Origin of the sequence: Actinomadura sp. NPDC000600, from assembly GCF_040492135.1 — a bacterium.
Lineage (GTDB): Bacteria > Actinomycetota > Actinomycetes > Streptosporangiales > Streptosporangiaceae > Spirillospora.
Genome location: NZ_JBEUPD010000019.1, coordinates 82,844 through 109,785 on the forward strand (window position 1 = coordinate 82,844; position 26,942 = coordinate 109,785).

27 protein-coding genes are annotated in these 26,942 nt (G+C 72.4%); 16 read left to right on the top strand and 11 right to left on the bottom strand.

Features of this window, described 5'->3' with window-relative positions; translation table 11 throughout:
- Positions 1-164 precede the first annotated feature (164 nt).
- Positions 165-1,805 (top strand): RNA polymerase sigma factor, encoded by a 1,641-nt coding sequence (locus tag ABWI07_RS26135; protein ID WP_149262138.1) that lies wholly within the window; start codon positions 165-167, stop codon positions 1,803-1,805.
- An 87-nt stretch (positions 1,806-1,892) separates the two neighbouring features.
- On the opposite strand, the gene ABWI07_RS26140 is transcribed toward ABWI07_RS26135, so the two are convergent.
- Complete coding sequence (locus ABWI07_RS26140; protein WP_353820100.1) at positions 1,893-2,636, bottom strand: YaaA family protein; 744 nt, start codon at positions 2,634-2,636, stop codon at positions 1,893-1,895.
- A gap of 47 nt (positions 2,637-2,683) precedes the next feature.
- Here ABWI07_RS26140 and ABWI07_RS26145 point away from each other — a divergent pair, with 47 nt between their 5' ends.
- Positions 2,684-3,391 carry a GNAT family N-acetyltransferase gene (locus tag ABWI07_RS26145; protein ID WP_353820101.1) on the top strand — a complete coding sequence of 236 codons (708 nt, stop codon included), beginning with the start codon at positions 2,684-2,686 and terminating at the stop codon, positions 3,389-3,391.
- Between the two features lie 164 nt (positions 3,392-3,555).
- Here the strand turns inward: ABWI07_RS26145 and ABWI07_RS26150 are convergent, their stop codons facing one another.
- The 3 genes from ABWI07_RS26150 to ABWI07_RS26160 form a co-directional block, all read right to left on the bottom strand.
- Entirely contained in the window at positions 3,556-3,786 is a 231-nt protein-coding gene (locus ABWI07_RS26150) for a DUF7455 domain-containing protein (protein ID WP_149262141.1), read from the bottom strand.
- A gap of 119 nt (positions 3,787-3,905) precedes the next feature.
- Positions 3,906-4,979, bottom strand: a complete 1,074-nt coding sequence (locus ABWI07_RS26155; RefSeq protein ID WP_200842176.1) for an ABC transporter permease — start codon at positions 4,977-4,979, stop codon at positions 3,906-3,908.
- On the bottom strand, positions 4,976-5,878 hold the full coding sequence (locus tag ABWI07_RS26160; protein ID WP_149262142.1) for an ABC transporter ATP-binding protein: 903 nt from the start codon (positions 5,876-5,878) through the stop codon (positions 4,976-4,978). The genes ABWI07_RS26155 and ABWI07_RS26160 overlap by 4 nt, the downstream gene beginning before the upstream one ends.
- Positions 5,879-6,089: 211 nt before the next feature.
- On the opposite strand from ABWI07_RS26160, the gene ABWI07_RS26165 reads away from it, so the two are divergent.
- The 4 genes from ABWI07_RS26165 to ABWI07_RS26180 all read left to right on the top strand — a co-directional run bounded on the left by ABWI07_RS26165 (position 6,090) and on the right by ABWI07_RS26180 (position 10,517).
- Positions 6,090-8,180 carry a DNA gyrase/topoisomerase IV subunit B gene (locus ABWI07_RS26165; protein ID WP_149262143.1) on the top strand — a complete coding sequence of 697 codons (2,091 nt, stop codon included), beginning with the start codon at positions 6,090-6,092 and terminating at the stop codon, positions 8,178-8,180.
- An 88-nt stretch (positions 8,181-8,268) separates the two neighbouring features.
- Entirely contained in the window at positions 8,269-9,405 is a 1,137-nt protein-coding gene (locus ABWI07_RS26170) for a sensor histidine kinase (RefSeq protein WP_353820102.1), read from the top strand.
- A 16-nt stretch (positions 9,406-9,421) separates the two neighbouring features.
- On the top strand, positions 9,422-10,081 hold the full coding sequence (locus tag ABWI07_RS26175; RefSeq protein ID WP_149262145.1) for a response regulator: 660 nt from the start codon (positions 9,422-9,424) through the stop codon (positions 10,079-10,081).
- Positions 10,082-10,154: 73 nt separating this feature from the next.
- Entirely contained in the window at positions 10,155-10,517 is a 363-nt protein-coding gene (locus ABWI07_RS26180) for a hypothetical protein (protein WP_353820103.1), read from the top strand.
- Between the two features lie 57 nt (positions 10,518-10,574).
- On the opposite strand, the gene ABWI07_RS26185 is transcribed toward ABWI07_RS26180, so the two are convergent.
- Positions 10,575-11,141, bottom strand: a complete 567-nt coding sequence (locus tag ABWI07_RS26185; RefSeq protein WP_149262147.1) for a thioredoxin family protein — start codon at positions 11,139-11,141, stop codon at positions 10,575-10,577.
- A 52-nt stretch (positions 11,142-11,193) separates the two neighbouring features.
- On the opposite strand from ABWI07_RS26185, the gene ABWI07_RS26190 reads away from it, so the two are divergent.
- Both ABWI07_RS26190 and ABWI07_RS26195 read left to right on the top strand, forming a co-directional pair.
- Positions 11,194-11,556 carry a nuclear transport factor 2 family protein gene (locus ABWI07_RS26190; protein WP_149262148.1) on the top strand — a complete coding sequence of 121 codons (363 nt, stop codon included), beginning with the start codon at positions 11,194-11,196 and terminating at the stop codon, positions 11,554-11,556.
- A 650-nt stretch (positions 11,557-12,206) separates the two neighbouring features.
- Positions 12,207-12,578: a hypothetical protein gene (locus ABWI07_RS26195; RefSeq protein WP_353820104.1), complete on the top strand. Its 372-nt coding sequence runs from the start codon at positions 12,207-12,209 to the stop codon at positions 12,576-12,578.
- An 86-nt stretch (positions 12,579-12,664) separates the two neighbouring features.
- Here the strand turns inward: ABWI07_RS26195 and ABWI07_RS26200 are convergent, their stop codons facing one another.
- Entirely contained in the window at positions 12,665-15,154 is a 2,490-nt protein-coding gene (locus ABWI07_RS26200) for a DNA gyrase/topoisomerase IV subunit A (protein ID WP_353820105.1), read from the bottom strand.
- A gap of 183 nt (positions 15,155-15,337) precedes the next feature.
- Between ABWI07_RS26200 and ABWI07_RS26205 the strand changes: the two genes are divergently transcribed.
- The 5 genes from ABWI07_RS26205 (at position 15,338) to ABWI07_RS26225 (ending at position 20,355) form a co-directional block, all read left to right on the top strand.
- Positions 15,338-16,501, top strand: a complete 1,164-nt coding sequence (locus tag ABWI07_RS26205; protein WP_353820106.1) for a lactate 2-monooxygenase — start codon at positions 15,338-15,340, stop codon at positions 16,499-16,501.
- 62 nt (positions 16,502-16,563) lie between these two features.
- Positions 16,564-17,835: an alpha-amylase family glycosyl hydrolase gene (locus ABWI07_RS26210; RefSeq protein ID WP_353820107.1), complete on the top strand. Its 1,272-nt coding sequence runs from the start codon at positions 16,564-16,566 to the stop codon at positions 17,833-17,835.
- A gap of 107 nt (positions 17,836-17,942) precedes the next feature.
- Positions 17,943-18,587 (top strand): ATP-binding cassette domain-containing protein, encoded by a 645-nt coding sequence (locus ABWI07_RS26215; protein WP_149262153.1) that lies wholly within the window; start codon positions 17,943-17,945, stop codon positions 18,585-18,587.
- 38 nt (positions 18,588-18,625) lie between these two features.
- The gene (locus tag ABWI07_RS26220) at positions 18,626-19,753 is read left to right on the top strand and encodes a sensor histidine kinase (protein ID WP_149262154.1); all 1,128 of its coding nucleotides are present in this window, start codon (positions 18,626-18,628) and stop codon (positions 19,751-19,753) included.
- Complete coding sequence (locus tag ABWI07_RS26225) at positions 19,750-20,355, top strand: response regulator transcription factor (protein WP_149262155.1); 606 nt, start codon at positions 19,750-19,752, stop codon at positions 20,353-20,355. Before ABWI07_RS26220 ends, ABWI07_RS26225 begins: the two co-directional genes overlap by 4 nt.
- A gap of 195 nt (positions 20,356-20,550) precedes the next feature.
- On the opposite strand, the gene ABWI07_RS26230 is transcribed toward ABWI07_RS26225, so the two are convergent.
- The 5 genes from ABWI07_RS26230 to ABWI07_RS26250 all read right to left on the bottom strand — a co-directional run bounded on the left by ABWI07_RS26230 (position 20,551) and on the right by ABWI07_RS26250 (position 23,968).
- Positions 20,551-21,240: a class I SAM-dependent methyltransferase gene (locus tag ABWI07_RS26230; protein WP_149262156.1), complete on the bottom strand. Its 690-nt coding sequence runs from the start codon at positions 21,238-21,240 to the stop codon at positions 20,551-20,553.
- 38 nt (positions 21,241-21,278) lie between these two features.
- A complete protein-coding gene (locus ABWI07_RS26235; protein WP_353820134.1) occupies positions 21,279-22,025 on the bottom strand; it encodes an SDR family NAD(P)-dependent oxidoreductase in 747 nt (248 codons plus the stop codon).
- Positions 22,026-22,130: 105 nt separating this feature from the next.
- The gene (locus ABWI07_RS26240; RefSeq protein WP_149262157.1) at positions 22,131-22,712 is read right to left on the bottom strand and encodes a TetR/AcrR family transcriptional regulator; all 582 of its coding nucleotides are present in this window, start codon (positions 22,710-22,712) and stop codon (positions 22,131-22,133) included.
- 40 nt (positions 22,713-22,752) lie between these two features.
- Positions 22,753-23,322: a hypothetical protein gene (locus ABWI07_RS26245; protein WP_149262158.1), complete on the bottom strand. Its 570-nt coding sequence runs from the start codon at positions 23,320-23,322 to the stop codon at positions 22,753-22,755.
- A gap of 94 nt (positions 23,323-23,416) precedes the next feature.
- A complete protein-coding gene (locus ABWI07_RS26250) occupies positions 23,417-23,968 on the bottom strand; it encodes a hypothetical protein (protein ID WP_149262159.1) in 552 nt (183 codons plus the stop codon).
- 178 nt (positions 23,969-24,146) lie between these two features.
- Here ABWI07_RS26250 and ABWI07_RS26255 point away from each other — a divergent pair, with 178 nt between their 5' ends.
- The 3 genes from ABWI07_RS26255 to ABWI07_RS26265 are packed head-to-tail and all read left to right on the top strand — an operon-like array spanning position 24,147 to position 26,853.
- Positions 24,147-25,406: a sensor histidine kinase gene (locus ABWI07_RS26255; protein WP_353820108.1), complete on the top strand. Its 1,260-nt coding sequence runs from the start codon at positions 24,147-24,149 to the stop codon at positions 25,404-25,406.
- Positions 25,394-26,041, top strand: a complete 648-nt coding sequence (locus tag ABWI07_RS26260) for a response regulator transcription factor (RefSeq protein WP_353820109.1) — start codon at positions 25,394-25,396, stop codon at positions 26,039-26,041. The genes ABWI07_RS26255 and ABWI07_RS26260 overlap by 13 nt, the downstream gene beginning before the upstream one ends.
- A complete protein-coding gene (locus tag ABWI07_RS26265) occupies positions 26,038-26,853 on the top strand; it encodes a DUF4097 family beta strand repeat-containing protein (RefSeq protein ID WP_353820110.1) in 816 nt (271 codons plus the stop codon). The genes ABWI07_RS26260 and ABWI07_RS26265 overlap by 4 nt, the downstream gene beginning before the upstream one ends.
- Positions 26,854-26,942 lie beyond the last annotated feature (89 nt).

Consider the following 26,942-nt stretch of genomic DNA (forward strand, 5'->3'; position numbering starts at 1 on the left):
AAGGCGGAATGCGCAGCAGTGCCAGAATGCTTGACCCAGAGAGAGCGGGTACGCTGCGGTCCCGCACCGGGAGGTCCGCTCCGTGTGTGGTCCCACCCAGTGTGAGGCCGAGCCCGTCAGGGCACTTGGGTCAACCAAGCCACACGTTCGTTCGAGAGGTATTTGTGTCGCCTGCTAGCTCGACCTCGAAAGCGTCAGATCTGCACGATCACGTCATCGCGCAACTGATCGAGCGTGGACGGTCCCAGGGTTACCTCGAAGCCGACGACGTACGACGTACGTTCGAGGAGGCCGACATCCCCGTGTCGAAGGCCTCCAGCATTCTGCGGAGCCTCAGCAAGGAGGGTGTGACCGTCATGGTGAGCGCTGCCGACTCCGCGGCGCCCAAGCGTCCGCGCAAACGCGCGACGCCGCCGGCACGCAGGCCCAAGACCGCCGCCGCCGCCAAGGAGCAGCCCGACACGGTGACGGCCGTCGTCGGCGACGACGCGCCGGAGGAGGCCGTCGCCGCGCCGCGCCCGGCGGCTCCCAAGCCCGCGCCGCCGAAGAAGGCCGCGCCGGCCAAGGGCGCCAAGGCGAAGAAGGGCGCGCCGGCGAAGAAGGCCGCCGCCCAGCCCGTCAAGGCCGCCCCCGCCGACAAGGGCGACGAGCCCGAGGTCGACGACGAGGTGGACGTCGATCTCGACGCCGACCTGACCGACCTCGAGGTCGAACTCGTCGAGGACGACACGGCCGAGGTCGAGGAGCCCGAGACCGAGGAGGAGCCCGCCCCCGCCGCGCCCGCGGCGAAGGCCGCTCCCGCAGGCAAGGGCGACACTCCCTCCGAGGAGGAGGGGTTCACCCTCGGCGACGACGACGAGGACGCGCCCGCGCAGCAGATCGCGGCCGCCGGCGCCACCGCCGACCCCGTCAAGGACTACCTCAAGCAGATCGGCAAGGTCCCGCTGCTGAACGCCGAGCAGGAGGTCGAGCTCGCCAAGCGGATCGAGGCCGGCCTGTTCGCCGAGGAGCGCCTCGCCGCCTCCGGTCCCTCGATGTCCGAGGAGGACCTCGAGGACTTCGAGTGGATCGCCGAGGACGGCCGCCGCGCCAAGAACCACCTGCTGGAGGCCAACCTCCGCCTGGTGGTCTCGCTGGCCAAGCGCTACACCGGGCGCGGCATGCTGTTCCTGGACCTGATCCAGGAGGGCAACCTCGGCCTGATCCGCGCGGTCGAGAAGTTCGACTACACCAAGGGCTACAAGTTCTCCACGTACGCCACCTGGTGGATCCGGCAGGCGATCACCCGCGCGATGGCCGACCAGGCCCGCACCATCCGCATCCCGGTGCACATGGTCGAGGTCATCAACAAGCTGGCGCGCGTGCAGCGGCAGATGCTCCAGGACCTGGGCCGCGAGCCCACCCCGGAGGAGCTGGCCAAGGAGCTCGACATGACCCCGGAGAAGGTCGTCGAGGTCCAGAAGTACGGCCGCGAGCCCATCTCGCTGCACACGCCGCTCGGTGAGGACGGCGACAGCGAGTTCGGCGACCTCATCGAGGACTCCGAGGCCATCGTCCCGGCCGACGCGGTCAGCTTCACGCTGCTGCAGGAGCAGCTCCACTCGGTCCTCGACACGCTCAGCGAGCGCGAGGCGGGCGTGGTGTCGATGCGGTTCGGCCTCACCGACGGCCAGCCGAAGACCCTGGACGAGATCGGCAAGGTGTACGGGGTGACCCGGGAGCGCATCCGGCAGATCGAGTCCAAGACCATGTCGAAGCTGCGCCACCCGTCCCGTTCCCAGGTCCTGCGCGACTACCTGGACTGACCGGCCGCGACACAGACCCGTCGACGATAGGGCCCCGGCAGTGCCGGGGCCCTATCGCGTGCTTGGAATCGTGCCGAGGACGTGTCGTCAGTCGTGCAGGACGACGTCGAGGTCGGCGCCGTTCAGTTCGACGGTGTGGCCGAGGCCGGCGACGGCCTTCACGAGTTCCTCCGGGGTGCGCGGAGAGGCGCCCGCCTTGATCAGGTCATGGGCGATCCGCCCGCGGGTGGCCTTGGCCATGTGGCTGACGACGGTCCGCTTGGCGACGCCGTCCACGAGCCGCTCCCGGAACACCCGTACGGAGACCGCCGGTCCGGGCGCCTTCCACGCCGACGCGTACGGCCCGGACCGCATGTCCACGACCAGGTCGTCGCCGAGCCGGAGGGCCTTGCGCATCGCCGGGCGCCACGACGCCCCCAGTCCTCCCGCAGGAGGTAGCGAGACCCCCATGGCGAGCCGGTAGGGCGGGACGCGGTCGGTGAGCCTCAGCGCGCCCCACAGGCCCGAGAACACGATGATCTGCCGGGCGGCGGCCTCGGCGTCCAGATCGGGCAGGTCGAGGTTGTCGTAGAGGACGCCGGTGTAGAGCCGCGCCGCCGGCAGGGTCGGCGCCTTGCGCACGGCCTTGTTGCGGGCGACGGCCTCGTCGGCCTGGCCGGGCGGAAGGCCGAGCACCTCCGCGGCGTCGGCCCGCTGGCACGCCTTCGCCAGGGCCGCGAGAACGCGTTTGCGCGTCGGGTTCAGCTCCGGGAAGCTCAGCGAGGCGAGATCGAGGGGCGGGCCGTCCCCCTCGGTGGCCTTCTTCTCCGACGGCGGCAGCAGGATGTGCACGTTCCCCCCGAAAGCGGTGACAGATGGCGCGGTCCCTGGAGAGTCGGTTGGGCGAACTGGTCGCCGAGGCGTGGCCCGCGCCGTCCGCCCAGGATATTGGCGGCTGGCTGCTGCGCCACGCCGGCGGCGTGACCAAGCGGGCCAACTCCGTCCTGCCCTTGGACGATCCCGGGGACGTGCACCGAGCGATTGAGCGGGCGGAGGGCTTCTACACCGCGCTGGGGCTCCCGACCGTGTTCTCGATGGACGCCCAGGCGCGGCCCGCAGGGCTCGACGGGGTCCTCGAAGGGCGGGGATACGACCTGGTCGACCCGACGCTCGCGATGGCGACCGAGTTGAGCGGCCCCTACGAGCGGGACGGTGTGGACATCGCGGACGCGCCGTCCATTGAGTGGCTCGATCTGTGGTGGTCGGTCGACGGCCGCTACGACCACCAGCTGCCGATGGCGGAGAAGATCCTGACCGGTGTGAGCGCCGGCTACGCATGCGCGGACGGCCTCGCCGTAGGGCGCGGCGTCCCTCAGGGGGAGTGGCTCGGCATCTACGCCATGGCCGTCGCGCCGGAAGCGCGCAGGCGGGGTCTGGGCTGGCGCGTCCTGCGGGCCCTTCTCGGCTGGGGGAGCGAGCAGGGATGCGAACGGGCGTATCTGGTGGTCGTCGAGCGGAACGCCCCCGCCAGGGCGCTGTACGAGGCGGAGGGGTTCGTGCGTGCGGCCGCCTATCACTACCGCGTGAGGAATGTCACCACAAGGTGAGAAGTCGAAGGGCGAAGCGCATCACCGCGCCGTCCCTATATGGCTACGATGTGCAATCACTCGTGCACTCAACGCAATTGTCCTCCGCATGTGCCGGAGGGAGGAATGCGAACGGCGGCCACCGTCTCCGGTGGCCGCCGCCTAGGGTCGCTCTATTTTGAGGGCTACCGCTCCTCGTCAGAAGCGACGGCCGGGGTTTCGTTCAGCCGGTCGGTCTCGTCCTGAATGTCGGCCCCGTTGGAGCGGAGGGCCTCTGCGTACTTGCGCCCGTGGTGGGCGCAGAACAGAAGGTCGCCGCCGCCTACAAGGACTGCACGGACGTAGGCCTGAGCGCCGCAGCGGTCGCATCGGTCGGCGACGGTCAGCGGCTTGGTTGGGGCAAGGGCTCCAGTCACGGCACCTTCCTCATGCTCGGGGTCGGTACTTAGGACAACATCTAACCCGACGCTGGCGTTCCCAACCTGGTTCTTCGTACGCCCACAGCAGAATGGCCCAATTAGTGACCGAGGTCACATTAGGCGGCATCCCAGCGGAACAGCCGCACCGCGACCAAGGCACCGACGACCGCGACGCCCAGCAGAACGGCGATCTGGGGCAGTGCGGAGGCCGGCCCGAGCCCCCGGCCCATCACATTGAGCATGCCCTCGTTGAGATAGCGCAGCGGGAAGATGTAGGACAGCGTCCTCATCCAGGCCGGGGAGGCGTCCAGGGGGAAGAACGAGCCGCCGAGGAACGCCATCGGCAGCACGATCAGCTGGGTCACCGCCTGCGCGGTCTCCTGCGTCTTGGCCCACGCGCCGATCACCATGCCGATCGACAGGAAGGCGAGCACGCCCGCGATCACCATCGGGATCGCCATCCACCAGGCCCCGCTGAGCTTCAGGCCGAACATCGGCAGCTGCGCCACGAGCACGAACAGCGCGAACTGGACGAGCGCCACGGCGAGGCTGACCGCCACCCGCGCGGCGAACACGGTGGGGATCGGCGCGGGGGAGAGCTGGAGGCGGCGCAGGATGCCCTTGGTGCGCCACGTGACGAGCGTCTGGGACGCCCCGAAGACGCCCGCCGACGCCAGCGCCCAGCCGAGGAGGCTCGGCGTGAAGAACTGGATGGCCTTGAGGGAGTCGTCCTCCACCTGCCGGTCGGTCACCCGGTAGGCGGGCGGCTTGCCGGACGCGGCGAGGTTCGCCGACTGGACGATCGAGTTCATCAGCCCGCGCACCGTCCCGGACTTGACCTGGTCGGCCACCGAGTAGTGGACGACCAGTTCGCCCCCGGCCTGCTCCACGACGGCGTCGGCGTCGCCCTTCTCGACCTTGCGGAGGGCGGCGGCGCGGTCGGGGGCCTTCTCGACCTTCATGACCTTGCCGAGCTCGCCGGCCCCCTGCGCCACCGCCTGGTCGATGACCGGCGCCTTCCCCACCTCCAGGACCTTCACCTTGGACGTCGACTGGTGGCCGAAGATCCCGCCGAAGACCACCAGGAACATCAGGGGGAACAGCACGGTGAAGAACAGCGCGGTGCGGTCGCGCCGGAAGCCCAGGAACATCGCCCTGGACAGGCTCTTGAAACTCTCGAACGTGCTCACGCCCTGTACTCCCGTCCGGTGAGCTCCAGAAAGACGTCCTCGAGGGTGGCGCCGCGGATCTGGACGCCGGTGAGCGCGTCCTTGGCCGCCATGGCGGCGACCACCGCGGAGGGGTCGCGGGTGGAGATGGTCAGCGAGACGCCGTCGTCGTCGGCCTCGTCCGCCCCCGGCAGGAGCCGCGCGTCCTCGACGGCGAGGACTCCGCTGGCCACGCTGATCCTGGCCGGGGCCGCCAGCCCGCGCACCAGCACCGCCGGCGGGCCGAGCCGCAGGATCCTGCCCGAGTCCATGATGGCGACGCGGTCGCAGAGGATCTCCGCCTCGTCCATGTAGTGCGTGGTCAGGACGATGGTGCGGCCGTCGGTGTTGATCGAGCGGAGCACGTCCCACAGGTTGCGGCGCGCCTGCGGGTCCAGCGCGGCGGTGGGCTCGTCCAGGAACACGAGCTCCGGGTCGTGCACGAGCGCGCACGCGATGGACAGGCGCTGCGCCTGGCCGCCCGAGAGCTTCTCGACGCGGGTGTCGGCCTTGTCGTCCAGGCCGACCAGTTCGAGCATCGCGTCGGCCTTCTTCGCCGGGACGCCGTAGAGGGAGCCGAACGTCCGCAGCTGCTCGCGCGCGGTCAGCCGCTCGAAGAACGACGACGCCTGCAACTGGACGCCGATCCTGGGGAGCAGCTTGGAGTTGCGCGGCCACGGGGGCAGGCCGAGCACGGTGAGGTCGCCCTCGTCCGCCCGCCGCAGCCCCTCGATGATCTCCAGTGTGGTGGTCTTGCCCGCCCCGTTCGGCCCGAGGATGCCGAAGAACTCGCCCTCCTCGACGGCGAACGTCACCCCGTCCACGGCCTGGACGTCTCCGTAGCGCTTGCGGAGGCCCGAGACCTCGATCGTGTGCACCATGCGAGGACAGTAGGGAGGAATCCGGCCCTCGCACACCCACCTATAGGTGGACGTTCGGGTCTGATAGTCGAAGTAGGGGTAGCCTGGCGGACCGTCCGGGCCCCGCCGCGACGACGTGCGGAACGTCGGCGGCGGCGAGCCTTTCGGTGGATTGTCGGCGTCCGGGGGTACCCTTCTGCCGACCGTCCTACCCCCGAGGAGCACACGCACGTTGACCGCCGCGACCGCCGAAGCGACAACCGAAGACCCGCACGGCTACTCCGCCCGGCACCTGTCGGTGCTGGAGGGCCTGGAGGCCGTGCGCAAGCGACCCGGCATGTACGTCGGGTCGACCGACAGCCGTGGCCTCGCGCACTGCCTGTGGGAGATCGTCGACAACTGCGTCGACGAGGCCCTCGCGGGCTACTGCACGCACATCAGCGTGACGATGCACGCCGACGGCTCCTTCGAGGTGGGCGACAACGGCCGCGGCATCCCGGTCGACCTGGAGCCCAAGACGGGCCTGCCCGGCGTCGAGCTGGTCATGACGCGGCTGCACGCGGGCGGCAAGTTCGGCGGCGTGTCCTACACGGCGTCCGGCGGCCTGCACGGCGTCGGCGCGTCCGTGGTCAACGCCCTGTCCGCGCGGCTCGACGTCGAGGTCGACCGCGACGGCCACACCCACGCGATCAGCTTCCGGCGCGGCCTGCCCGGCGAGTTCGCCGACGACGGCCGCCCGAACGCCCGGTTCAAGAAGAAGTCCGGCCTCCGGCAGACCCGCAAGGTCGCCAAGAAGACCACGGGGACCCGTGTCCGCTTCTGGCCCGACATGCAGATCTTCCTGAAGGACGCCACGGTCGAGCAGTCCCTCGTCCTCGACCGGATGCGGCAGACCGCGTTCCTCATCCCGGGCCTGACCATCGACGTCCGCGACGAGCGCGGCGAGGAGGTCGTCGACGAGACGTTCCGGTTCGACGGCGGCATCGGCGAGTACTGCTCCTACCTCGCCAAGGACGCCCCGCTCGTCGACGTGCTGCGGCTCCAGGGGCGCGGCCACTTCACCGAGACCGTCCCCGTCCTCGACGACCAGGGCCACCTCACGCCCACCGACGTCGAGCGCGACCTCGAGGTCGACATCGCGCTGCGCTGGGGCACCGGCTACGACACGATCACCAAGTCGTTCGTGAACGTGATCGCCACCCCGAAGGGCGGCACGCACGTGCGCGGCTTCGACCGCGCCGTGCTCAAGGTCGTCAACGAGCAGCTCCGCGCGACCAAGCTGCTGAAGAACGGCGACGAGGACGTCATCAAGGAGGACGTCCTGGAGGGCCTCACCGCCGTGGTGACGGTCCGCCTGCCCGAGCCGCAGTTCGAGGGCCAGACCAAGGAGGTCCTCGGCACGTCCGCGGCGACGCGCATCGTCTCCCAGGTCGTCCAGCGCGAGCTGCGCGCGATCTTCGAGAACCCGCAGCGCGGCCAGAAGCAGCCGCTGCGCGCCGTGCTGGAGAAGGTCGCCGGCGCGGCCAAGACCCGCATCGCCGCCCGCACCCAGCGCGACAACCAGCGCCGCAAGAACGCCCTGGAGAACTCCGCCCTCCCGGCCAAGCTCGTCGACTGCCGCACCGCCGACGACCGCAGCGAGCTGTTCATCGTCGAGGGCGACTCGGCGCTCGGCACCGCCAAGCTGGCCCGCGACTCCGAGTTCCAGGCGCTGCTGCCGATCCGCGGCAAGATCCTGAACGTGCAGAAGGCGTCCGTCGCCGACATGCTGAAGAACGCCGAGTGCGCCGCGATCATCCAGGTGCTCGGCGCCGGCTCGGGGCGGACGTTCGACGTCGACGCCGCCCGCTACGGCCGCGTGGTGATCCTCGCCGACGCCGACGTCGACGGCGCCCACATCCGCACGCTGCTGCTGACCCTCTTCTACCGCTACATGCGGCCGATGCTGGAGGCCGGGCGGATCTTCTCCGCCGTCCCGCCGCTGCACCGCATCGAGCTGGTCAAGCCCCGAAAGGGGCAGGACAAGTACATCTACACCTACTCCGACGCCGAGCTGCGGCAGCGGCTCGTCGAGCTGGAGCGCAAGGGCCAGCGCTGGAAGGAGCCGATCCAGCGCTACAAGGGCCTCGGTGAGATGGACGCCGACCAGCTGGCCGAGACGACGCTCGACCCCCGCCACCGGGTGCTGCGGCGCGTCCGCATCGAGGACGCCGAGGAGGCGGGCAAGGTGTTCGACCTGCTGATGGGCAGCGAGGTCGCCCCGCGCCGCGCGTTCATCACCGCCGGGGCCACCGAGCTCGACGCGGAGCGCATCGACACCTGAGCGAGCGGTCTCCATCCTGAGGTGGAGACCGCGAAGTCCAGCCGGGCGCCGATCCGCGCGGGGGCCCGGGTGCCTACCGTCAGGGGGCATGAACGCCGTGAAGACCGTGGGGGGCCGTACCGCCCGTGTGGTGATCGTCGGCATCCTGCTGAGCTGGGGCCTCACCGCCTACGTCCGGGGGCTGCTCAGAGCCGACCCCGCCCCCGCGCTGCACGGCGTCGGCCTGGCCCTCGTCGTGCTCAACGTGATCATGTTCGCCCTGCTGGGGAGCGGCATCTGGCTCGGACGAGAGTGCGGGGCACGGTACCGGTCCCTGGCCATCGTCCTTCTGCTGGGGGCCATCGCGGCGGCGATGGTGCTGTACGCGCTGGCTCCCGACTCGGGCAACGGGTTCTTCTTCTCCATGGCCGGGCTCTGGGCGCTGCTGATGTGGCTGCCGGTGCCGTGGGGCATCACGGTGGGCGCGCTGACGGTCGCCGCGATCGGCGGGCTGGGGCAGGCGTACGCCGCGAGCGGCGCGGACCTCGGTCTGATGGCGGCGGTCGCGGGCATCACCCTGGGCGCGCTGGCGAGCCGCCAGGGCAAGGCCGCGCAGGAGGCGACCCGCCGCGCCGAGGCGGCCAACGCCGTCCTCGCCGAGCGGTCGCGCATCGCGCGGGAGATCCACGACATCCTGGCCCACTCGCTGTCGGCGCAGATCGTCCATCTGGAGGGGGCGCGGCTGCTGCTCGCGCGGGACGGCGACCGCGTCCAGGCCCTGGACCGGGTGGAGCGCGCGCGGAACCTCGCCCGATCCGGCCTGGAGGAGACCAGGCGCGCCCTGGCCACGCTCCGCGGCGAGATACCGGAGCCCAAAGAGGTCCTCCAGGAGCTCGCCGAGGAGTTCTACGCCAGCACCGGACGCCCGTGCGACGTGCACGTGACGGGCGTGCCGCGCGAACTGCCGCCGCAGGCCGGGCTCGCGGTCGTCCGGACCGCGCAGGAGGCGCTCACCAACGTCCGCAAACACGCTCCCGGCGCGCGCGCACGGGTCGCCCTGCGCTACCTCACCGGCAAGGTGGAACTCGAAGTGACCGACACCGGCGGCACGGAGACCGTCGAGGAGCTGGGCGGCGGCGGATACGGCCTCGTGGGGATGCGGGAGCGTGCGGAGTTGATCGATGGCACGCTGGTGACCGGACCGGATGGCAGGGGATTCCGCGTGTCCCTCAGCGTCCCGGCCTGAGCGGAAGGTGCGAGTGGTGAGCGACACGGCGAGGATCCTGGTCGTCGACGACCAGACCGTGGTGCGCGAGGGACTGGTCCTGCTGCTGGAACTGCTGCCCGGCATCGAGGTCGCGGGGGCGTGCGGCGACGGCGAGCAGGCGGTGGCGCTGGTCGCCGACCTGCGCCCCGACGTCGTCCTCATGGACCTGCGCATGCCGCGGATGGACGGCGTGGAGGCGACCCGCCGCATCAAGGAGGCGCACCCGGAGGTCGGGATCGTCGTCCTCACCACCTACGCCGACGACGAGTCGATCTTCGCGGCGCTGCGCGCCGGGGCCCGCGGCTACCTCACCAAGGACGCCGGCGCCGACGAGATCGCCCGCGCCGTCGCAGCCGTCCGCGAGGGAGGGTCCCAGCTCGACCCGGCCGTCCAGCGCCGCCTGGTCGAGGCCGTGGCCGTCGGGGACGCCCCCCGCCGCGCCTCGGGCGGCCGGCTGCCGGACGGCCTGACCCGCCGCGAGGCGGAGGTTCTCACGCTCATCGCCCAGGGGCGCTCCAACGCCGAGATCGCCGGCGACCTGTTCATCTCCGAGGCGACCGTCAAGACGCACATCAACAACCTGTTCGCCAAGGCCGGCCTCCGGGACCGGGCCCAGGCCGTGACCTACGCCTTCCGGCACGGCCTCAGCGGATGATCTTCGGTCAGCGTCCGGCAAGGGCCTGGTCAAGGCCCGCTCCGGCACGCTCGCGCGGCCCCAGCATGGGACGGTGCTCAGAACCTGCATGATCGCGGAGTACCTGCGCCCGTACGCGCAATGGCGGATCAACCGCCCCGATCCCTGCGACGACGGCCGCAACGCCCGCGCCGCGATCGGCCTCATCGACGCGGCCGCCTACGTGGGGCAGCTGGACGACAGCGAGCGCGTCATCGTCCGCATGGCCGTCGCCGGCTGCTTCACCCTCGGCCGCTTCAACCCGGGCGCGGAGGGCGAGAAGATCATCCGCTTCTGGCACTACGACGACGCCTCCCAGGGCCCGGCCGAGCTCCTCGAAGCCCTGGCCGACTGCGCCGAGCGCGGCCTGGGTGCCCCTGCGCCGCGCCCCCGCGAGAGCCAGAGCACGATGGCGTAACTCCCGCGGTGTGATTCAAACGGTGTGATTCGGGCGGTGTGGTTACACCCCGCGTAATTACACGGGTTCGTTGCCGGGCTTCCACTTGATGCCGCAGCCGAGGCTGGGCGTGTGCGGCTCGGGGACGTCCTTCCCGGCCAGAACCAGGTCCAGTGCGGCCCTGAGCGAGGCCCCGTCGGCCTCGACGTCGTTGCGCGGTCTCGCCCCGTCGAACTCGCCCCGGTAGGCAAGCGCGCGCTCCCGGTCGTAGAGGAAGAAGTCGGGCGTGCATGCGGCCTTGAACGACTTGGCGGTCTCCTGCGACTCGTCCATCAGGTAGGGGAACCGGAACCCGGCCCTCTTCGCCTGCTCCCGCAGGTGATCGGCGCCGTCGTCGGGATAGTTCGAGACGTCGTTGCTGCACACGGCGACGGTGGCCAGCCCCTTGTCCGCGTACTCGGCGGTGAGGGCGCCTATCCCGTTCTCGATCCGCCTGACGTAGGGGCAGTGGTTGGACAGGAAGACCACCAGGAGGGCCGCCGCATTGGGGAAGTCGCCGTCCGAGACGACCCCGCCCTCGACGGAGGGGAGCCGGAACGCGGGTACTGGGGAACCGAGCGGGACCATGAACGATGCGATAGCCATGACCCCATTCTGGTCCACCGACAACCAAGCGATCGCTTGCTAGGCTGCCCCCATGCCCTCCCAGGACCACATGAAGCAGGCGCTCCAGACCTACGTCGACGCCTTCAACGCGGCCGACGCCGCGACCGTTTGCGGCCTCTACGCCGACGACGCCGTCATCGAGGACCCGGTCGGCCACCCCCCGATGGCCGGCCGCGCCGCCATCGAGGAGTTCTACACCAACGCCGTCGCCAGCGGCGCCAAGCTCGCCCTCGAAGCGCCCATCCGCGGCTCCCACGGCGACCGCGCCGCCATGGCCTTCACCGTCGACGTCCCCGGCATGCGCATCCGCGCCATCGACGTCATGACCTTCAACGCCGAAGGCAAGATCATCCGTATGGAGGCCCACTGGGGCCCCGACGACATCGAGACCTGACCGGCCCCGCCGAGCGGCCTTCCCCGCGGACGTCCGCGCAGGCGCCGGCACCGCGGTCGGTGGACTCGGCCGCTACCGGGTCTCTACGGCCTCGGACCCGCGAGCGGACGCGCGGGGACGCCGTCGCGGTGCGCCGCGCCGGAACGGTGCGCCGCCGCCAGGGCCAGAGCGCCGAGGACGATGAGGGCCCAGCCGCCCGAGGCGGGTTCCAGTACCGAGATCGGGACGCCGAGGGCTTAGTCGCGCGGGGCGTGCCCCGCTTCGTGAGTTTGATCTCGCTCTGGGGTGGGCGGAGTTGGGCCAAGGTCTCGCTGCTGGTCCGGCGCATTCGGGGCCTGACGTCCGAAGCCGGGCCGGGCGGGGCTGCACGGGTGACTGGCCGCATTCGGACAGGTGCACTCTGTAATGAACCAACTACTGCAGGTGAGAGCCGCTGTGGAGCGGGTGGGGCGTTTCCGCAATCCAGATTGTGCACTCTCCGTAATCACATGAGGTGGACGAGGCTCTAGAAGCCGAGCGTGACTTGTTGAACACTCGTTGTGTTCAACCCCTCACCGGTTTCCCCCGCCACTCTCGTCCCGAGCACCCCCCGCGTCTCCGGGGGCGATCGGGCGCCGGCGGTGCGGGAACCACCGTCGAAGGAGAGCGCAATGCCGTCGATCAAGACCACCGCTCTGGCCCTGGCCGCGACCGCCGCAGCGACCGGCCTCGCCACGGCCGGCGTGGCCAGCGCCCAGAGCGCCCAGTCCTCCTCTCGGCCGGCCGCGCACCGGGCCGCCGCCGTTCCGCCGGGCTACCAGCTCGTGACCCTGGCGAACGCCAACGTCCCCAACTTCCAGCGCCGTGTCGTCTGGTGCCCGCCCGGCAAGCACGTCCTCGGCGGCGGCGGGGAGGCGCGCGGCAACGGCGCCATCCTCGTCGGCTCGTTCCCGACCGACGACGCCCGCGGGTGGATCGTGCTCGGCCGCCAGACCGGCTTCAACGACGTCGGCATCAGCGCCTTCGCGATCTGCGCCGACTGACGTCCCGACCTTCCGCCGGTCCCTTCCGCCAGCACGGCGGACGGCGGAACGCAGAGGCCCCGGGCGACCGCCCGGGGCCTCTCGCGTCACTCTTCGGGGGTGTCCTCCTCGGGAGGCGGCGGGCCCAGCGGGCCGCTGATCGCGGTCAGCGGCTTGTCGAGCTTCTCGCCGGAGCCGTCGCGGCGGCCCAGCGCGACGTTGAGCATCGCCGGCTTCCCGTTGGCGGCCGCCGCGCGGAGCGGTGTCGGGGCCGCCCACGCCTGGATCAGCACGTCCTCGCCCTTGAGGAAGCGGTGGGCGCGGACGCCGCCGGTCGCGCGGCCCTTGGCCGGGAAGTCGGCGAAGTCGGCCAGCTTGATCGCGCCGGTCTGGGTGCCGGGCAGCGCCGAGGACGAACCCGAGATCGTGATGACGCGGGCCTCGCGGGCCGGGTCGAGGGCGCCGAACCACAGGACGCTCGCACCCGCGCCGAGCTTGATGCCCGCCATGCCGCCGGCGGCCCGGCCCTGCGGACGGACGAGGGACGCCGGGAAGTGCAGGAGCTGGGCGTCGGTGGTGATGAAGACGAGGTGCTGCTCTTCGCTCAGCAGCTGCACGGCGCCGATCACCCGGTCGCCGTCCTTGAGGCCGATGACCTCGAACTCGTCGCGGTTGGCGGGGAAGTCGGGGACCACCCGTTTGACCACGCCCTGGGCGGTGCCCAGCGCAAGGCCGCCGCCCTCCTCGCCGACGGACGCGATGCCCACGATCGTCTCGTCCGGCTCCAGATCGACGTACTCGGTGATCGGCGCCCCGCCCGCCAGGGACGGCGGCGTCGCGGACGGCGGCAGCGTCGGCAGGTCGAGGACGTCGATGCGGATCATCCGGCCCAGGGACGTCACCGCGCCGATCTGGCCGCGGGCCGTGGCGGGCACGACCGAGGTCAGGACGTCGTGCGCGGCGCGGGGCCCGCTGTCGGGCAGGGGCGACGCGTCGTGCGTGCGGGCCAGGAGGCCGGTGGTGGAGAGCAGCACCGTGCACGGGTCGTCGGCCACCTCCAGGGGCACGGCCTCCGCGGCGGTGTGGCCCGAGGACTCCAGCAGGATGGTGCGGCGCGGGGTGGCGAACTCCTTGACGACCTCGCCCATCTCCTTGGAGACGACGCCGCGCAGCTTCCGCTCCGACTCGAGGATGGCGGTCAGCTTGGCGATCTCCTTGGCGAGCTGCTCCTTCTCCTTCTCCAGCTCCAGGCGGTCGAAGCGGGTGAGGCGGCGCAGCGGGGTGTCGAGGATGTACTGCGCCTGGATCTCCGACAGCTCGAAGATCTGCATGAGGCGCTGCTTGGCCTGGGCGGCGTCGTCGCTCTGCCGGATGACCTGGATGACCTCGTCGATGTTCAGCAGGGCGACGAGCAGGCCGTCCACGAGGTGGAGGCGGTCCTCGCGCTTCTTGCGCCGGAAGAGCGAGCGCCTGCGGACGACGTCGATGCGGTGGTCGATGTAGACCTGGAGCAGGTCGCGCAGGCCGAGCGTACGGGGCTGGCCGTCGACCAGGGCGACGTTGTTGATGCCGAACGTCTCCTCCATCGGCGTCAGCCGGTAGAGGTCGGCGAGGACGGCCTCGGGGTTGAAACCGTTCTTGATCTCGATGACCAGGCGGAGCCCGACGGTGCGGTCGGTGAGGTCCTTCAGGTCGGCGATCCCCTGGATCTTCTTGGCGTTGACCAGTTCCTTGATCTTGGCCTTCACGCGCTCGGGGCCGACGGCGTAGGGCAGCTCGCTGACGATGATGCCCTTGCGGCGCGGCGTGACGTTCTCGATGGAGACCGTGGCGCGGGTGCGGAACGTCCCCCGGCCGCGCTCGTAGGCGTCGCGGATGCCGTCCAGGCCGACGATCTTGCCGCCGGTGGGCAGGTCGGGCCCGGGGACGAAGCGCATCAGCTCCTCGAGCGTGGCGTCCGGGTGGTCGATCAGGTGCCGGGCCGCGGCGACGACCTCGCCGAGGTTGTGCGGCGCCATGTTCGTGGCCATCCCGACCGCGATGCCGGACGCGCCGTTGACCAGCAGGTTCGGGAACGCGGCGGGCAGCACCTCCGGCTCCTGCTCCTGCCCGTCGTAGTTGGGGCGGAAGTCGACGGTGTCCTCGTCGATCGAGGCGACCATCAGCATCGCCTCGCGGGACATCCGCGCCTCGGTGTACCGCATGGCGGCGGGCAGGTCGTCGCCGCCGAGCGAGCCGAAGTTGCCGTGCCCGTCCACGAGCGGCATCCGCATCGCCCAGGGCTGCGCCATCCGCACCATCGCGTCGTAGATGGCGCTGTCGCCGTGCGGGTGCAGCTTGCCCATGACCTCGCCGACGACGCGGGCGCACTTGACGTGCCCGCGGTCGGGGCGCAGCCCCATCTCGTTCATCGAGTACAGGATCCGGCGCTGGACGGGCTTCATCCCGTCGCGCGCGTCGGGAAGCGCCCGCTGGTAGATCACCGAGTAGGCGTACTCGAGGAAGCTGCCGCGCATCTCGTCGGAGACGTCGACGTCGACGATGTTCTCCTCGAAGTCCGGCGGAGGAGGAGGGGCTTGGGATCCGCGTCGTGCCATGCCCCACATTGTGGCCGGTCCCGGGGACATCTTTCGCCCACCCCACCGGGTGTTCCGGGCAACTCGGCGGATCGATCCCGTTTCGTCACCTCCGCGGACCTGGCAGATTGAGCACGGACCGTTTCGGTTCTCCCGCCCGGAAGTCCCACGGCGCGGAGGTCCGTCGAGCAGGTGGAGGTTTCGTTGAGCGGGCTGGCCGACTTCCAGAACTCGATCTATCTGCAGGGGCTCGGGGACGTCCTGCCGGCGCTGCCCACGGACCTGACGAGGCTGGAGGGCCTCGCCGAGCGGTCGCTGTCGGCGCGGGCGTTCGGCTATGTGGCCGGGTCGGCGGGCAGCGAGGCGACCGCGCGGGCGAACCGGGCCGCGTTCGACCGGTGGCGGATCGTCCCGCGCATGCTGCGGGACGTCGCCGAGCGCGACCTGTCGGTGACCGTGCTCGGCACCCCGATGCCGTCGCCGGTCCTGCTCGGCCCCATCGGCGTGCAGTCGATCTTCCATCCGGACGGCGAACTGGCGGTCGCGCGGGCGGCCGCGGCGGAGGGCCTGCCGATGGTGCTGAGCACCGCCGCCTCCTACAGCATCGAGGAGGTGGCGGAGGCGAACGGGGACGGGCCGCGCTGGTACCAGCTGTACTGGCCGAAGGACCGGGAGCTCGCCGTCAGCTTCCTGGAGCGGGCGAAGGCGGCCGGCTACACCGCCCTCGTCGTCACCCTCGACACCTTCACGCTGGCGTGGCGTCCGCGCGACCTCGACCAGGCGTACCTGCCGTTCCTGCGCGGGATCGGTGTCGCGAACTACTTCAGCGACCCGGTCTTCCAGAAGGCCGTCGGCGGGCCGGTGACGGAGGCCAACCGCGACATGGCGATCCTGCACTGGGTCGCCAACTTCGGAAATCCCTCCCTGACCTGGGACGACCTGGTCTTCCTGCGCGAGCACTGGGACCGTCCCATCGCGCTCAAGGGCATCCAGCACCCCGACGACGCCCGCCAGGCCGTGGACGCCGGCATGGACGCCGTCATCGTCTCCAACCACGGCGGGCGCCAGGTGGACGGCGCCGTCGCCTCGCTGGACGCGCTCCCCGGCGTGGTCGACGCGGTCCGCGACCAGGCCACGGTCCTGTTCGACAGCGGGATCCGGACCGGAGCGGACATCGCCAAGGCGCTCGCCCTCGGCGCCAAGGCCGTCCTGGTGGCGCGCCCGTACGCGTACGGGCTGGCGCTGGGCGGCCAGGCCGGCGTCCAGCACGTGCTGCGCTGCCTCCAGGCCGAACTGGAACTGACCATGGCGCTGTCCGGCATCAAGCGCCCGGACGAGCTGACCCCGGATACCCTCGTGCGCGCGTAACCGGCGCCCAGAGCCGAGGCCCCACCGGACTTTTGCAGGCGATAGCGGGTAGGGAGACGCGCATGCGCTGGCCCGATCATGTCATCTGGTGGCACGCCTACCCCCTCGGCTTCGTCGGTGCCGAACGCGCGGCCGCGACCGCCCCGGAACCGCGGCTGGGGCGGATCGGCGACTGGCTCGACCATCTGGTCGGGCTCGGCTGCAACGGGCTCGCGCTCGGCCCGGTGTTCGCGTCCGAGACGCACGGCTACGACACCGTCGACCACTTCCGGGTCGATCCCCGGCTCGGCGGCGAGGACGATCTGCGGCGCCTGATCGACGACGCGTCCCGGAAGGGAGTGCGCGTGCTGCTCGACGGCGTCTTCAACCACGTCGGGCGCGGGTTCGGGCCGTTCGCCGATGTCGCCGCCAAGGGCGACGCCTCCCCGTACAGGAAGTGGTTCCACGACGACCTGCGCACGTTCGAGGGGCACGACCGCCTCGTGACCCTGAACCACGCCGAACCCGAGGTCGCCGATTACGTCACCGAGGTCATGACCCACTGGCTGGAGCGCGGCATAGACGGATGGCGCCTCGACGCCGCCTACGCCGTTCCGCCGGAGTTCTGGCATACGGTCACAGACCGCGTGCGCGCGCGCTTCCCCGACGCCTGGTTCGTCGGCGAGGTCATCCACGGCGACTACGCGAGCCTCGTGCGGCAGAGCGGATTCGACTCCGTCACCCAGTACGAGCTGTGGAAGGCCATCTGGAGCTCACTGAACGACCGGAACTTCTTCGAACTGGCGCACGCCCTCGACCGCCACAACGGAATGCTGGCCACCTTCGCCCCGCAGACCTTCCTCGGCAACCACGACGTGACCCGCATCGCCACGCGGCTGACCGACCGACGCGACCTGGCCCACGCGCTCGTGGTCCTCATGACCGTCGGCGGTGTCCCGTCCGTCTACGCGGGGGACGAGTTCGCCTTCGAAGGCGTCAAGGAGGAGCGCGAAGGCGGGGACGACGCCATCCGCCCGGAGTTCCCTCCGCATCCCGGCGACGTTCCCGGTCACGGCGACGTCCACCACCGCCTCTACCAGGACCTGATCGGCGTGAGACGGCGCCACCCGTGGCTCGTCCGGGCGCAGACCACGGCGGAGACCTTGACCAACACGGCTTTCTCCTACACCGTGGGGGACGGCCAAGAGCGGCTGGGAGTCGTCCTCAACACGGGTGAAGAGCCCGCCAAGGTCGGCCTGCCCGCCGCCGGCTGGACGTGCGCGGCCGGCGACGCGGCCTTCACCGCGGACGGCGCCGTCGTCCCGCCCGCCGGGTGGGCGATCGCCGAACCCTGACACGGTGGACCCCTGACATATGTCACGGGTCATCCCTGCGATCTTCATGATCGTTTCCTGACGTCCGTGACTGCACGCCCGCCCGGCCGCCGGACAGCATGGATGCCATGAAGGCACCTGTGATCGAGGTACGCGACCTGGACCTGAACGAGGCCGTCCGCAACGTCTCGTTCACCGTGGCGCGGGGGGAGGTCTACGCGCTGCTGGGCCGCTACGGCTCCGGCAAGACGGCCCTTCTGGAGATCCTCGCGGGGCTGCGCCGCCCCACCGGCGGCGCCGTCCGGATCCGCGGCGCCGACCCCTACGCCGACCGGGACGCCGCCCGCGCCGGGGCCGTCTGGCGCGACGGCGGCCTCTTCCCCGGGCTGACCGTCGCCGAGGTGGTCGACACCTGGCGGCGCTGGACCCTCGACCCGCTCACCCGCGACCGGGCGCTGCGCCTGGCCCGGCTCACCCGCCTCGCCGACGTGCCGTTCGAGCGGCTGACCGCGGGGCAGCGGCGCCTGCTCGACCTGGCGCTGGCCCTGGTCGGACGGTCGGACGTGCTCGTCCTGGACGAGCCCACCGCCGGGCTCGACACCGCGGCGGCACGCGAGGTGTGGTCGGTCCTGCGGGCGCTCGCCGCGGACGGCGTCGCGGTGGTGGTCACGACCCGCGATCCGGACGAGGCGTGCCGCGCCGACCGCGTCGGCGTCCTGGACGAGGGCCGCCTGGTCACCGGGCGGGACGCCGCCCGCCTCCGCGCGGCCTGAGCCCCCGCAACCCCTTGACGGCCGCATACGCTGGGCGCGTGCAGCCCAGGATCCCGCGCCCCACCGTCATCGCCGCGATCATCGTGGGGATGACGGTGCTGACGCTCGCGGGGTTCCTCCTGCCGGCGCTCTGGTACGAGACCGTCGACCGGCGGGACGCCGGACGCCTCCTCCTCGCCCTCGCCGGAGCCGGCGCCGCCTTCGCCCTCTACGCCCGCCTCCTCTGGCAGAACCTGATGCGCCGCACCGCCCCCGCGCACAGGCTCGGGCTCGCCGCGATCGCGGCGATCTGCTGGGCGCTGCCCCCGCTGCTCGGCACCGGGCAGGGCTGGGGCAACGCGCTCCTCGTCCCGGCCGGGCTGATCGCCGTCGTCCTCCCGGTGCGGGAGGCGATCGCCGTGACGGCGGCGGCGACCGTCCTGACCCCCGTCTACGGCGTCCTCCTCGGGCTCCCCGCACTGACCGTCCTGTACGAGGTGACGGGCGTGCCGCTCGGTGCCTTCTCCGGGTACGTCACGGTCTGGCTGTTCCACGTGGTGCAGGAGCTCAGGGAGGCGCGCGCGGAACTGGCCCGGTCCGCGGTGGGGGAGGAGCGCCTCCGCTTCGCCCGCGACCTGCACGACGTCCTCGGCCACAGCCTCCAGGCCGTCGCGCTGCGCGCCGAGGTCGCCGAACGGTTCCTCGAACGCGACGACGGCCGCGTCCGCAAGGAGCTCACCGAGATCCAGACGATGGCGCGGGACGCGGTGCGGGACGTGCGCGAGGTCGTCCGCGGCTACCGCGCCACGTCCCTGCGCACCGAGCTGGACGGCATGTCCGCCGTGCTGCGCGCCGCCGGGATCCGCTGCGAGCGCCCCGAGGTGTCGCCGGACCTGCCCGCCCACGTCCACGAACCGCTCGGCTGGGTCGCCCGCGAGGCCGCCACCAACGTCCTGCGGCACTCCAGCGCCACCTGGTGCGAGATCACCGTCCGGTCCGGCCGCGACGGCGTCCGGCTGGAGATCGTCAACGACGGCGCCGCGCGCCGCGCCGCCGGGGACGCCGGCAGCGGCCTGGCCGGGCTCGCCGAGCGGATCGCCGCCGCCGGCGGCGTCTTCCGGGCGGGCCCCGCGGGCGACGGGACGTTCCGGGTGACGGCCGCCGTCCCCGCGAAGGGAGACGCATGATCCGCGTGCTGCTGGCCGACGACCACCTCCTGATCAGGGAGGCGCTCGTCCTGCTCCTGGAGACCGAGGACGGCATCGAGGTCGCCGCCGACGTGGGGCGCGGCGACGAGGCCGTGGAGCGCGCGCTCGCCCTGAAACCGGACGTCGCCGTCCTCGACATCGACATGCCGGGCCTCGACGGCCTCGCCGCCGCCGAGCGCCTGTCCCGCGAGCTGCCCGGCTGCCGCCTGGTGATCGTGACCGCGCACGGCCGCCCCGGCAACCTGCGCCGCGCGATGGCCGCCGGCGTCCGCGGCTTCCTCGGCAAGGACACGCCGGGCCGCCGGCTCGCCCAGGTCATCCGGCAGGTCGCGGAGGGCGCCCGCTACATCGACCCCCAGCTCGCCGCCGACGCCCTCGCCGCCGAGGAGTGCCCCCTCACCCCGCGCGAGCTCGACACCCTCCGCGCCGCCGCCGACGGCGCCCCCGTCTCCCGCATCGCCCGCACCCTCGGCCTGTCCGAGGGCACCGTCCGCAACTACCTGTCCGCCGCCGTCACCAAACTCGGCGCCGACAACCGCCACACCGCCGCCCGCACCGCCAAAGACTTGGGCTGGCTCTAGTTCATTGCATTTTTCTCCTCCTTCGGGCCTTGAAGGCCCTCCATCGTCGAAAAACGCGGGCGATCGCTGGCATCGCTCCGGCTCGCCTTGGCGGCTCGCTGCGCGATCAGATTCTTGCTTCGCTCGAATCTGCCTTCGGACGCGATCGCAGCCATTCAGGTTGTTGCGGGGTTGCGGTGGGGCTGCGAGGCCTGTTCAGCGGCGGGCCAGGACCAGGGAGCCGCGCTTCGTGACCGGGAGTGGGGTGTTCAGGTGGGTGGCGGCCTCGGTGGCCTGGGGGCGGGGGACCTGGCGGGCGATCAGGTAGTCGCGGACGGCGGCCTGGTCGGGGAGGGTGATCAGCGGGGCGTCCCAGCGCTCCACCTCGACCTCGCCGAAGACCTCGCCGACGCGGGTCGGGGCGTCCTCGGCGTCGAACGGGGTCGGCTCGGGGCGCCACACCGGCGCCAGTTCGGGGCTGTCCGTCCGGCAGATCGCGGTGGCCAGGAGGAGGCCGCCCGGGGCGAGGACGCGGCGGGCCTCGCGGAGCGCCCGCTCCGGGTCGTCCAGCAGGGGGAGCAGGTTCACGGCGACGGCGGCGTCGAACGTCGCGTCCCGGAACGGCAGGCGCAGCGCGTCGGCCCGCACCCGCGGCGCCGGATGGGCGGAGACGAGCTCGCCGGACACGTCCAGCCCCACGAGCCCGAACGGCGGCGGGTGGGGGAGGGCGTCGCTGAGGGCGCCCTCCCCGCAGCCGATGTCCAGGACGCGGGACGCGCCGGACCCGAGCAGCTTCGAGGCGATGTGGTCGTGCAGGCTCCGCGCCCCGATCAGGTACTTCCTGGTGACCCTGGCGGCGAGGCGGAAGCGTTCAGGGCCGGAGTCGTGGTCGGGTGAGAGGGCCATGCAGTGAGCATTCCCGGTGAGCCGCCCGGAAAGCGTCTTCAGGCGGTGACGCCTCCGTCGACGACCAGGTCGTGGCCGACCACGTGGGACGCGGCGTCCGAGGCCAGCCACAGGATGGTCTCGGCCACCTCCGCGGTGTCGGCGACGCGGCCGGACGGCGTGGCGCGCATCCGCTCCGCGCGCTCGGCGGGCGTCTCGCCGGGCAGGAGCGACATCGGGGTGTCCGTGGCGCCCGGGCTGACGGCGTTGACGCGGACGCCGTCGGCGACGTGGTCGAGGGCCGCGGTGCGGGTGAGGACGCTGACCGCCGCCTTGGACGCCGCGTAAGCCGCGAGGCCGGGGCGGCGCCCGTGCGCGCCGATGTTGGAGGAGACGTTGACGACCGCTCCGCCGCCGTGGGCGCGCATGTGGGCGATCTCGTGCTTCATCGACAGGAACACGCCGGTCAGGTTCACCGCCAGGACCTCGTCCCAGGCGGCGGTGTCGATGTCGGCGACGGGCCCGGCGGCGCCGAGGATCCCGGCGTTGTTGACGGCGACGTGGAGGGCGCCGTGGCGGCCCGCGACCGTCTCGACCATCGCGGCGGCCGAGGCCGGGTCGGTCACGTCCGCGACGACGTGGTCGGCCCGCTCCGAGCCGATCTCCTTAACGGCCTCGGCCAGCGCCGCCACGTCGCGTCCGGCCAGGACGACGGTCGCGCCCTCGCGGGCGAAGGCGTGCGCGGTGGCGCGGCCGATGCCGCGCGCGCCGCCGGTGATGAGGACGATCTTGCCGTCGAATCGCATCGTCTGCACTCCTGAATATTGGATCGATCGGTCTTGAATAAGGGCCGAAAGAAGCCCCGCCGGAAGGCGGGGCGGTGCCGGTCGGCGCCGGCCGTCGAGGGGCGGTCAGGCGAGGAGGGCCGCGGCCTGCCGGGTCGCGTCGCGCAGGCGGTCGTCGTCGGGGGCGGCCCGGCCGAGGACGCGCATGCCCTGGAAGAGGACGAGCAGGAGCCGGGCCAGCGCGCGCGGGTCCCGGTCCGGGGGCAGCTCGCCCTGGGCCCGCGCGCGGGTCAGCGCCGTGGTGAGCGACGCCTCCAGGAAGGTCCAGCTCGACTCCACGAGCCGCGCCGCCTCGGGGTCGCGCGCGGCCAGTTCGACCGCCGTGTTCACTACGAGGCAGCCGCGCCGGGGCCGGCCGCGCGCCGACTCCTCGGCGTAGCGCTCGATCAGCTCCCGGACCGCGGGCAGCACCGGCCCGGGCTGCGACAGCGCCTCGGCGATCTTCGGGTCGGTGTCCCGGAGGTAGCGTTCGAGGGCCTTCAGGAACAGCTCGCGCTTGCCGCCGAACGTCGCGTAGACGCTGGCCCGGGCGATGCCGAGATGGGCCACGAGGTCGGCCATGGAGGTCGCCTCGTAGCCGCGCTCCCAGAACAGTTCCAGCGCGCGCTGCAGCGCGGCGTCCGGATCGAACTCCTTCGTCCGTGCCATGCGGACGACGGTAGGGGATTCAAGAACGAACGGTCAAGTATCAGGCCCGCGAAGCCGCCGGGACGGACGGACGGTCCAGGTCCATGACGTCCAGCACCGAGTCGTCGGCGGCGAGCGCCTCCACGACCGGTCCGCGGCGGGCGCCCCAGACCACGACGACGTGGCCGTGCTCGGGGACGTCCAGGATCCGCTTGCCGACCCGCACCCGCGCGACCTCGGCCGAGGCCCGCAGCCGCGCCTCGTTGACCCACTTGGCGCCCCACGGCAGCAGCCGGTTGGCGTTGCGCACCGTCCGGCCGGACCCGTACTTGAGCAGGTGGCGCCCCATCTCGCCGGACGAGCGGCGGGCCAGCGGCTCGGCGGGGGCCGAGCCGCCCGCGCCGCCCAGCTCCATCCACTCGCCGTCGCGGCGATGGAACGTCCAGCCCTCGATGAACGCGGAAGCGGGGTCCGCCCACTGGTAAAGGAACGTGACAACGGCGATGTCGCCGTCCTTGTCGAGTCCGAGCGGAAGGTAGTCCTGGCCCTCGGTGAAGCGGGCGGGAGCGGGGACGGGGAGGCCGTCCCGGAGGAGCCGCAGGCACTCCTCGTGCACCTCGTGGTCGTTCATGATGGGGGACCTCTGATCGTGCAGGCAGGGCAAAGGGCCCTCCCGCGAGAGGGCCCCACGTGGCATTCACTCTAGAGGTCCGGCTCGTCTGGTTTCACCCGTCTGGCGTACTCCCGACAGCCCTTTGCCATCCGTCCTTCATCTCGTGGTCGATCGCGGGCCCGCGGAAGGCGGACGCCCGCGCCGCGAGGACCGCGCACAGGGCCGCCAGCGGCAGCTCCACTCCCGCCGCCAAGGCGATCGCCGCCGTCCGCTCCGCGCCGGGCGTGGCGGTCATCACGTCGAACCACGCGTCGACGGCCAGCAGCGTCCCCGCGGCGGCGGCGCACAGCCCGTGGCGCGGATCGCGGCGGACGAGCAGCACACCGGTGCCGAGCAGCGCGGCGGCCTCCATCGCGTCCAGCCCCACCCAGGCCGCGGACCAGTTCGACACCACGGCCGTGGACGGCATGGTGGCGGCGAGCATCCACATCCAGGGCACCAGCGCGGCGGCGCCCCCCACGAACGCCCAGCCGAGCCGCCGGCTCCCCGCCGTCCGCCGGGCGGCGGGGGCGGGCGGCCCAGTGCGTCCGCGGCGCGGACGGTGCCGGGGGGCGATCCCGAGGCGGGACGAGGAGGGAGCGAGGCCGGGGACGGCGGCGACCATGGGGAACTCCTGGGGGGAGGGGTGCGCATCCGCTTCCCGGATGCCTGATCAAAAGCCTGACCGGAAACCGCCTCAAGATCAGTAGCGCGTCCTTCCGATCCGGGGTGGCACTGGCTTCACCCCCGGCCCTGCACCCTGGTTCATGGCGGCGCCCGAACTGGGGCAATACGGTTGCCCCATGGCAACCCTCTCCGCGGTCCGGCACGTCCGCGTGCGCGCTCCGTGGTCGGCGGCGGCGTGGCGCGACACGGTGTTCGTCGCCTCCGGGGTGCCGCTGCACCTCACCGGCTGGCTGATCCTGTGCTGCCTCTGGGGGGTCTGGACGCCTGTGAACGTGACCCCGATCCTCCTGCTCCTCGGAGCGTCGGTCCTCCTCCTGCTGCTCGCGCTTCGCCGGCTGACCTCCTGGCAGCGGGAGCGGTGCTGGGCGATGCTCGGCCTCGACATCCCGCGGATGCCCGACTTCGACGACGGGCGCCCCTGGGACGCGCTGCGCGACCTCCGCTCGCCCGAGCTGTGGCGGGTCCTCCAGTACCACCTGCTGGCCGGGCCGTTCCTCGCCGCCGGCGGGGTGGTCGTGATCGGGGCGTGGGCGGCCGGCCTCGCCCTCACCACGTCCGCGACCTACGCGTGGGCGGTGCACCCCGGCGATCCGCTGGCCGGCCATCCCCAGCGCGTCGCCGTCCTCACCGCGGTCGGCGTGCTCCTCGTGGCGGCGGCGCCGTGGGCGGCGGCGGGCGTCCGGTACCTGGACGCCCGCGCCGCCGCCCGGCTGCTCGGCCCCGACCGCGCGAAGGAGCTGGAGCGGCGCGTCGAGGACCTGGCCGAAAAGCGCGCCAGCGTGGTGGACGCCGCCGACATCGAGCGCCGCCGCATCGAGCGCGACCTGCACGACGGCGCCCAGCAGCGGCTCGTCTCCCTCGCGCTCAACCTCGGGTTGGCGCGCGAGACGCTCACCGGCGTCCCGGACGACGCCATGCGCGTGATCGTGGAGGCGCACGAGGAGGCCAAGGCGGCGCTGGCCGAGCTGCGCGACCTGATCCGCGGCCTGCATCCGGCCGTGCTGGAGGACCGCGGACTGGACGCCGCCCTCTCCGGCGTCGCCGCGCGGGTGCCGCTGCCGGTCCGGCTCCGCGTCGACATCGAGCCGCGCGCCTCCTCGACCGTCGAGGCCGTCGCCTACTTCGTCGTCTCCGAGGCGCTCACCAACGTGGTCAAGCACGCGCGCGCCGGCGAGGTGGACGTCCGCGTGGCCCGCAGCGGCGACGTGCTGCGGGTGACCGTCCGCGACGACGGCGAGGGCGGCGCCGACCCGTCCGCCGGGACCGGGCTGACCGGGCTCGCCCGCCGCGTCCGGTCCGTGGACGGTACCTTCCGGATCACCAGCCCCGCGGGGGGCCCGACGACCGTCACCGTGGAGCTGCCGTGCGCATTGTGATCGCCGAGGACTCGGTCCTGCTCCGGGCCGGGCTGATCAAGGTCCTGGAGACCTCCGGGTTCGAGGTCGCGGCGGCCGTCGGCGACGCCGAGGGGCTGCTCGCCGGCGTGCGCGAGCACCGGCCGGACGCGGCGATCGTGGACGTCCGCATGCCGCCCGGCTTCACCGACGAGGGCGTGCGCGCGGCGCTGGTGATGCGGCGGGAGACGCCCGGGACCGCCGTGCTGCTGCTGTCGCAGTACGTCGAGGAGCGGTACGCGGCGGACCTGCTGTCGACCAGCACCAGCGGGATCGGCTACCTGCTCAAGGACCGCGTCGCGGACGTCTCGGTGTTCCTGGACGCGCTGCGCCGGGTCGCGTCCGGCGGCACCGCCCTGGACCCGGAGGTCGTCTCCCAGTTGCTGCTGCGCCGGCACCGCGACCCGCTGGACCGGCTCACCCCGCGCGAGAAGGAGGTCCTCGCCGTCATGGCCGAGGGCCGCTCCAACGCGGGCATCGCCGCGGCGCTCGTGGTGAGCGAGAGCGCGGTCGCCAAGCACATCAACAGCATCTTCGCCAAGCTTGACCTCCCGCACGCCGAGGGCGACCATCGCCGCGTCCTCGCCGTGCTGCGCTTCCTGGACGGCGAGGCGTGACGGCTCCGGGCGCCGAGGCCCCGTCCGCTCCTCCGGACCGGCCGAGGCGGCGCGGCGTCTGGATCGCGCTGGCGATCGCGACGGCGCTGGTCGTGGTCACGCCGGCCGCGGCCGGCCTCACCGGGTCCTTCCGGGCCGTCGAGCGGACGTCGACGTCCTACCGGCAGCCGGTCCGGGAGGTGCGGCTGGACGTGGACGACGCCGAGGTCTCGGTCTGGCCGGGCTCGGACGGCGGGGCGCGCGTCTACAAGGACCTCCACTGGGTGCGGAGCAAGCCCGAGCTCACCGAGTCACTGGTGGATGACGTGCTGTTCGTCACGTTCCGCTGCCCGGGGCCCGAGCGGCTGGGCCCGGGGTGCGGGGCGGACATCGAGGTCCAGGTCCCCGCCGGGGCGCGTGTGTCGGCGGTCTCCGGCTCCGGGCGGATCGACGTGCGCGGGATCACCGGCGATCTCGACCTGCGCACCGGGTCCGGGGAGATCGACGTCGTCGGCGCGCGCGGGCGGCTGCAGCTGCTGGCGAGGTCCGGCACGGTCACCGGCCGCGCGCTCGCCTCGCCGAACACGCAGGCCGACGTGTCGTCCGGCACCCTCGACCTCCGCTACGCCGAGCCTCCGGACTCGGTCGACGCCTCCGCCCACTCCGGGACCGTGAAGATCATCGTCCCGGCGGGCTCGCGCTACCGGGTCGCCGGGTGGACGGGCGCCGGCGACGCCCACCTCAACCCGGCCCTCTACGACGACCGCTCGCCCCGCCGGATCTCCGTCCGCAGCGGCTCGGGCGGCACCTACCTCGACTACCGCGACGACTAGGGCGCTGACTAGGGCGAACGCCGTGTCCCGAAGCGACGGGCGTCACACCGGGCGGAGTTGCGTCATCGGTGTGGAGCCGGTTAACTGCT

What these genes read in the sequence shown, in the direction of transcription:
- ABWI07_RS26210 (WP_353820107.1), top strand. Translation starts at nt 16,564, where the DNA reads ATGCGCTGGCCCGATCATGTCATCTGGTGGCACGCCTACCCCCTCGGC.
- ABWI07_RS26170 (WP_353820102.1), top strand. Translation starts at nt 8,269, where the DNA reads ATGAACGCCGTGAAGACCGTGGGGGGCCGTACCGCCCGTGTGGTGATC.
- ABWI07_RS26195 (WP_353820104.1), top strand. Translation starts at nt 12,207, where the DNA reads ATGCCGTCGATCAAGACCACCGCTCTGGCCCTGGCCGCGACCGCCGCA.
- ABWI07_RS26245 (WP_149262158.1), bottom strand. Translation starts at nt 23,322, where the DNA reads ATGAACGACCACGAGGTGCACGAGGAGTGCCTGCGGCTCCTCCGGGAC.
- ABWI07_RS26185 (WP_149262147.1), bottom strand. Translation starts at nt 11,141, where the DNA reads ATGGCTATCGCATCGTTCATGGTCCCGCTCGGTTCCCCAGTACCCGCG.
- ABWI07_RS26235 (WP_353820134.1), bottom strand. Translation starts at nt 22,025, where the DNA reads ATGCGATTCGACGGCAAGATCGTCCTCATCACCGGCGGCGCGCGCGGC.
- ABWI07_RS26225 (WP_149262155.1), top strand. Translation starts at nt 19,750, where the DNA reads ATGATCCGCGTGCTGCTGGCCGACGACCACCTCCTGATCAGGGAGGCG.
- ABWI07_RS26230 (WP_149262156.1), bottom strand. Translation starts at nt 21,240, where the DNA reads ATGGCCCTCTCACCCGACCACGACTCCGGCCCTGAACGCTTCCGCCTC.
- ABWI07_RS26190 (WP_149262148.1), top strand. Translation starts at nt 11,194, where the DNA reads ATGCCCTCCCAGGACCACATGAAGCAGGCGCTCCAGACCTACGTCGAC.
- ABWI07_RS26250 (WP_149262159.1), bottom strand. Translation starts at nt 23,968, where the DNA reads ATGGTCGCCGCCGTCCCCGGCCTCGCTCCCTCCTCGTCCCGCCTCGGG.
- ABWI07_RS26160 (WP_149262142.1), bottom strand. Translation starts at nt 5,878, where the DNA reads ATGGTGCACACGATCGAGGTCTCGGGCCTCCGCAAGCGCTACGGAGAC.
- ABWI07_RS26240 (WP_149262157.1), bottom strand. Translation starts at nt 22,712, where the DNA reads ATGGCACGGACGAAGGAGTTCGATCCGGACGCCGCGCTGCAGCGCGCG.
- ABWI07_RS26215 (WP_149262153.1), top strand. Translation starts at nt 17,943, where the DNA reads ATGAAGGCACCTGTGATCGAGGTACGCGACCTGGACCTGAACGAGGCC.
- ABWI07_RS26255 (WP_353820108.1), top strand. Translation starts at nt 24,147, where the DNA reads ATGGCAACCCTCTCCGCGGTCCGGCACGTCCGCGTGCGCGCTCCGTGG.
- ABWI07_RS26200 (WP_353820105.1), bottom strand. Translation starts at nt 15,154, where the DNA reads ATGGCACGACGCGGATCCCAAGCCCCTCCTCCTCCGCCGGACTTCGAG.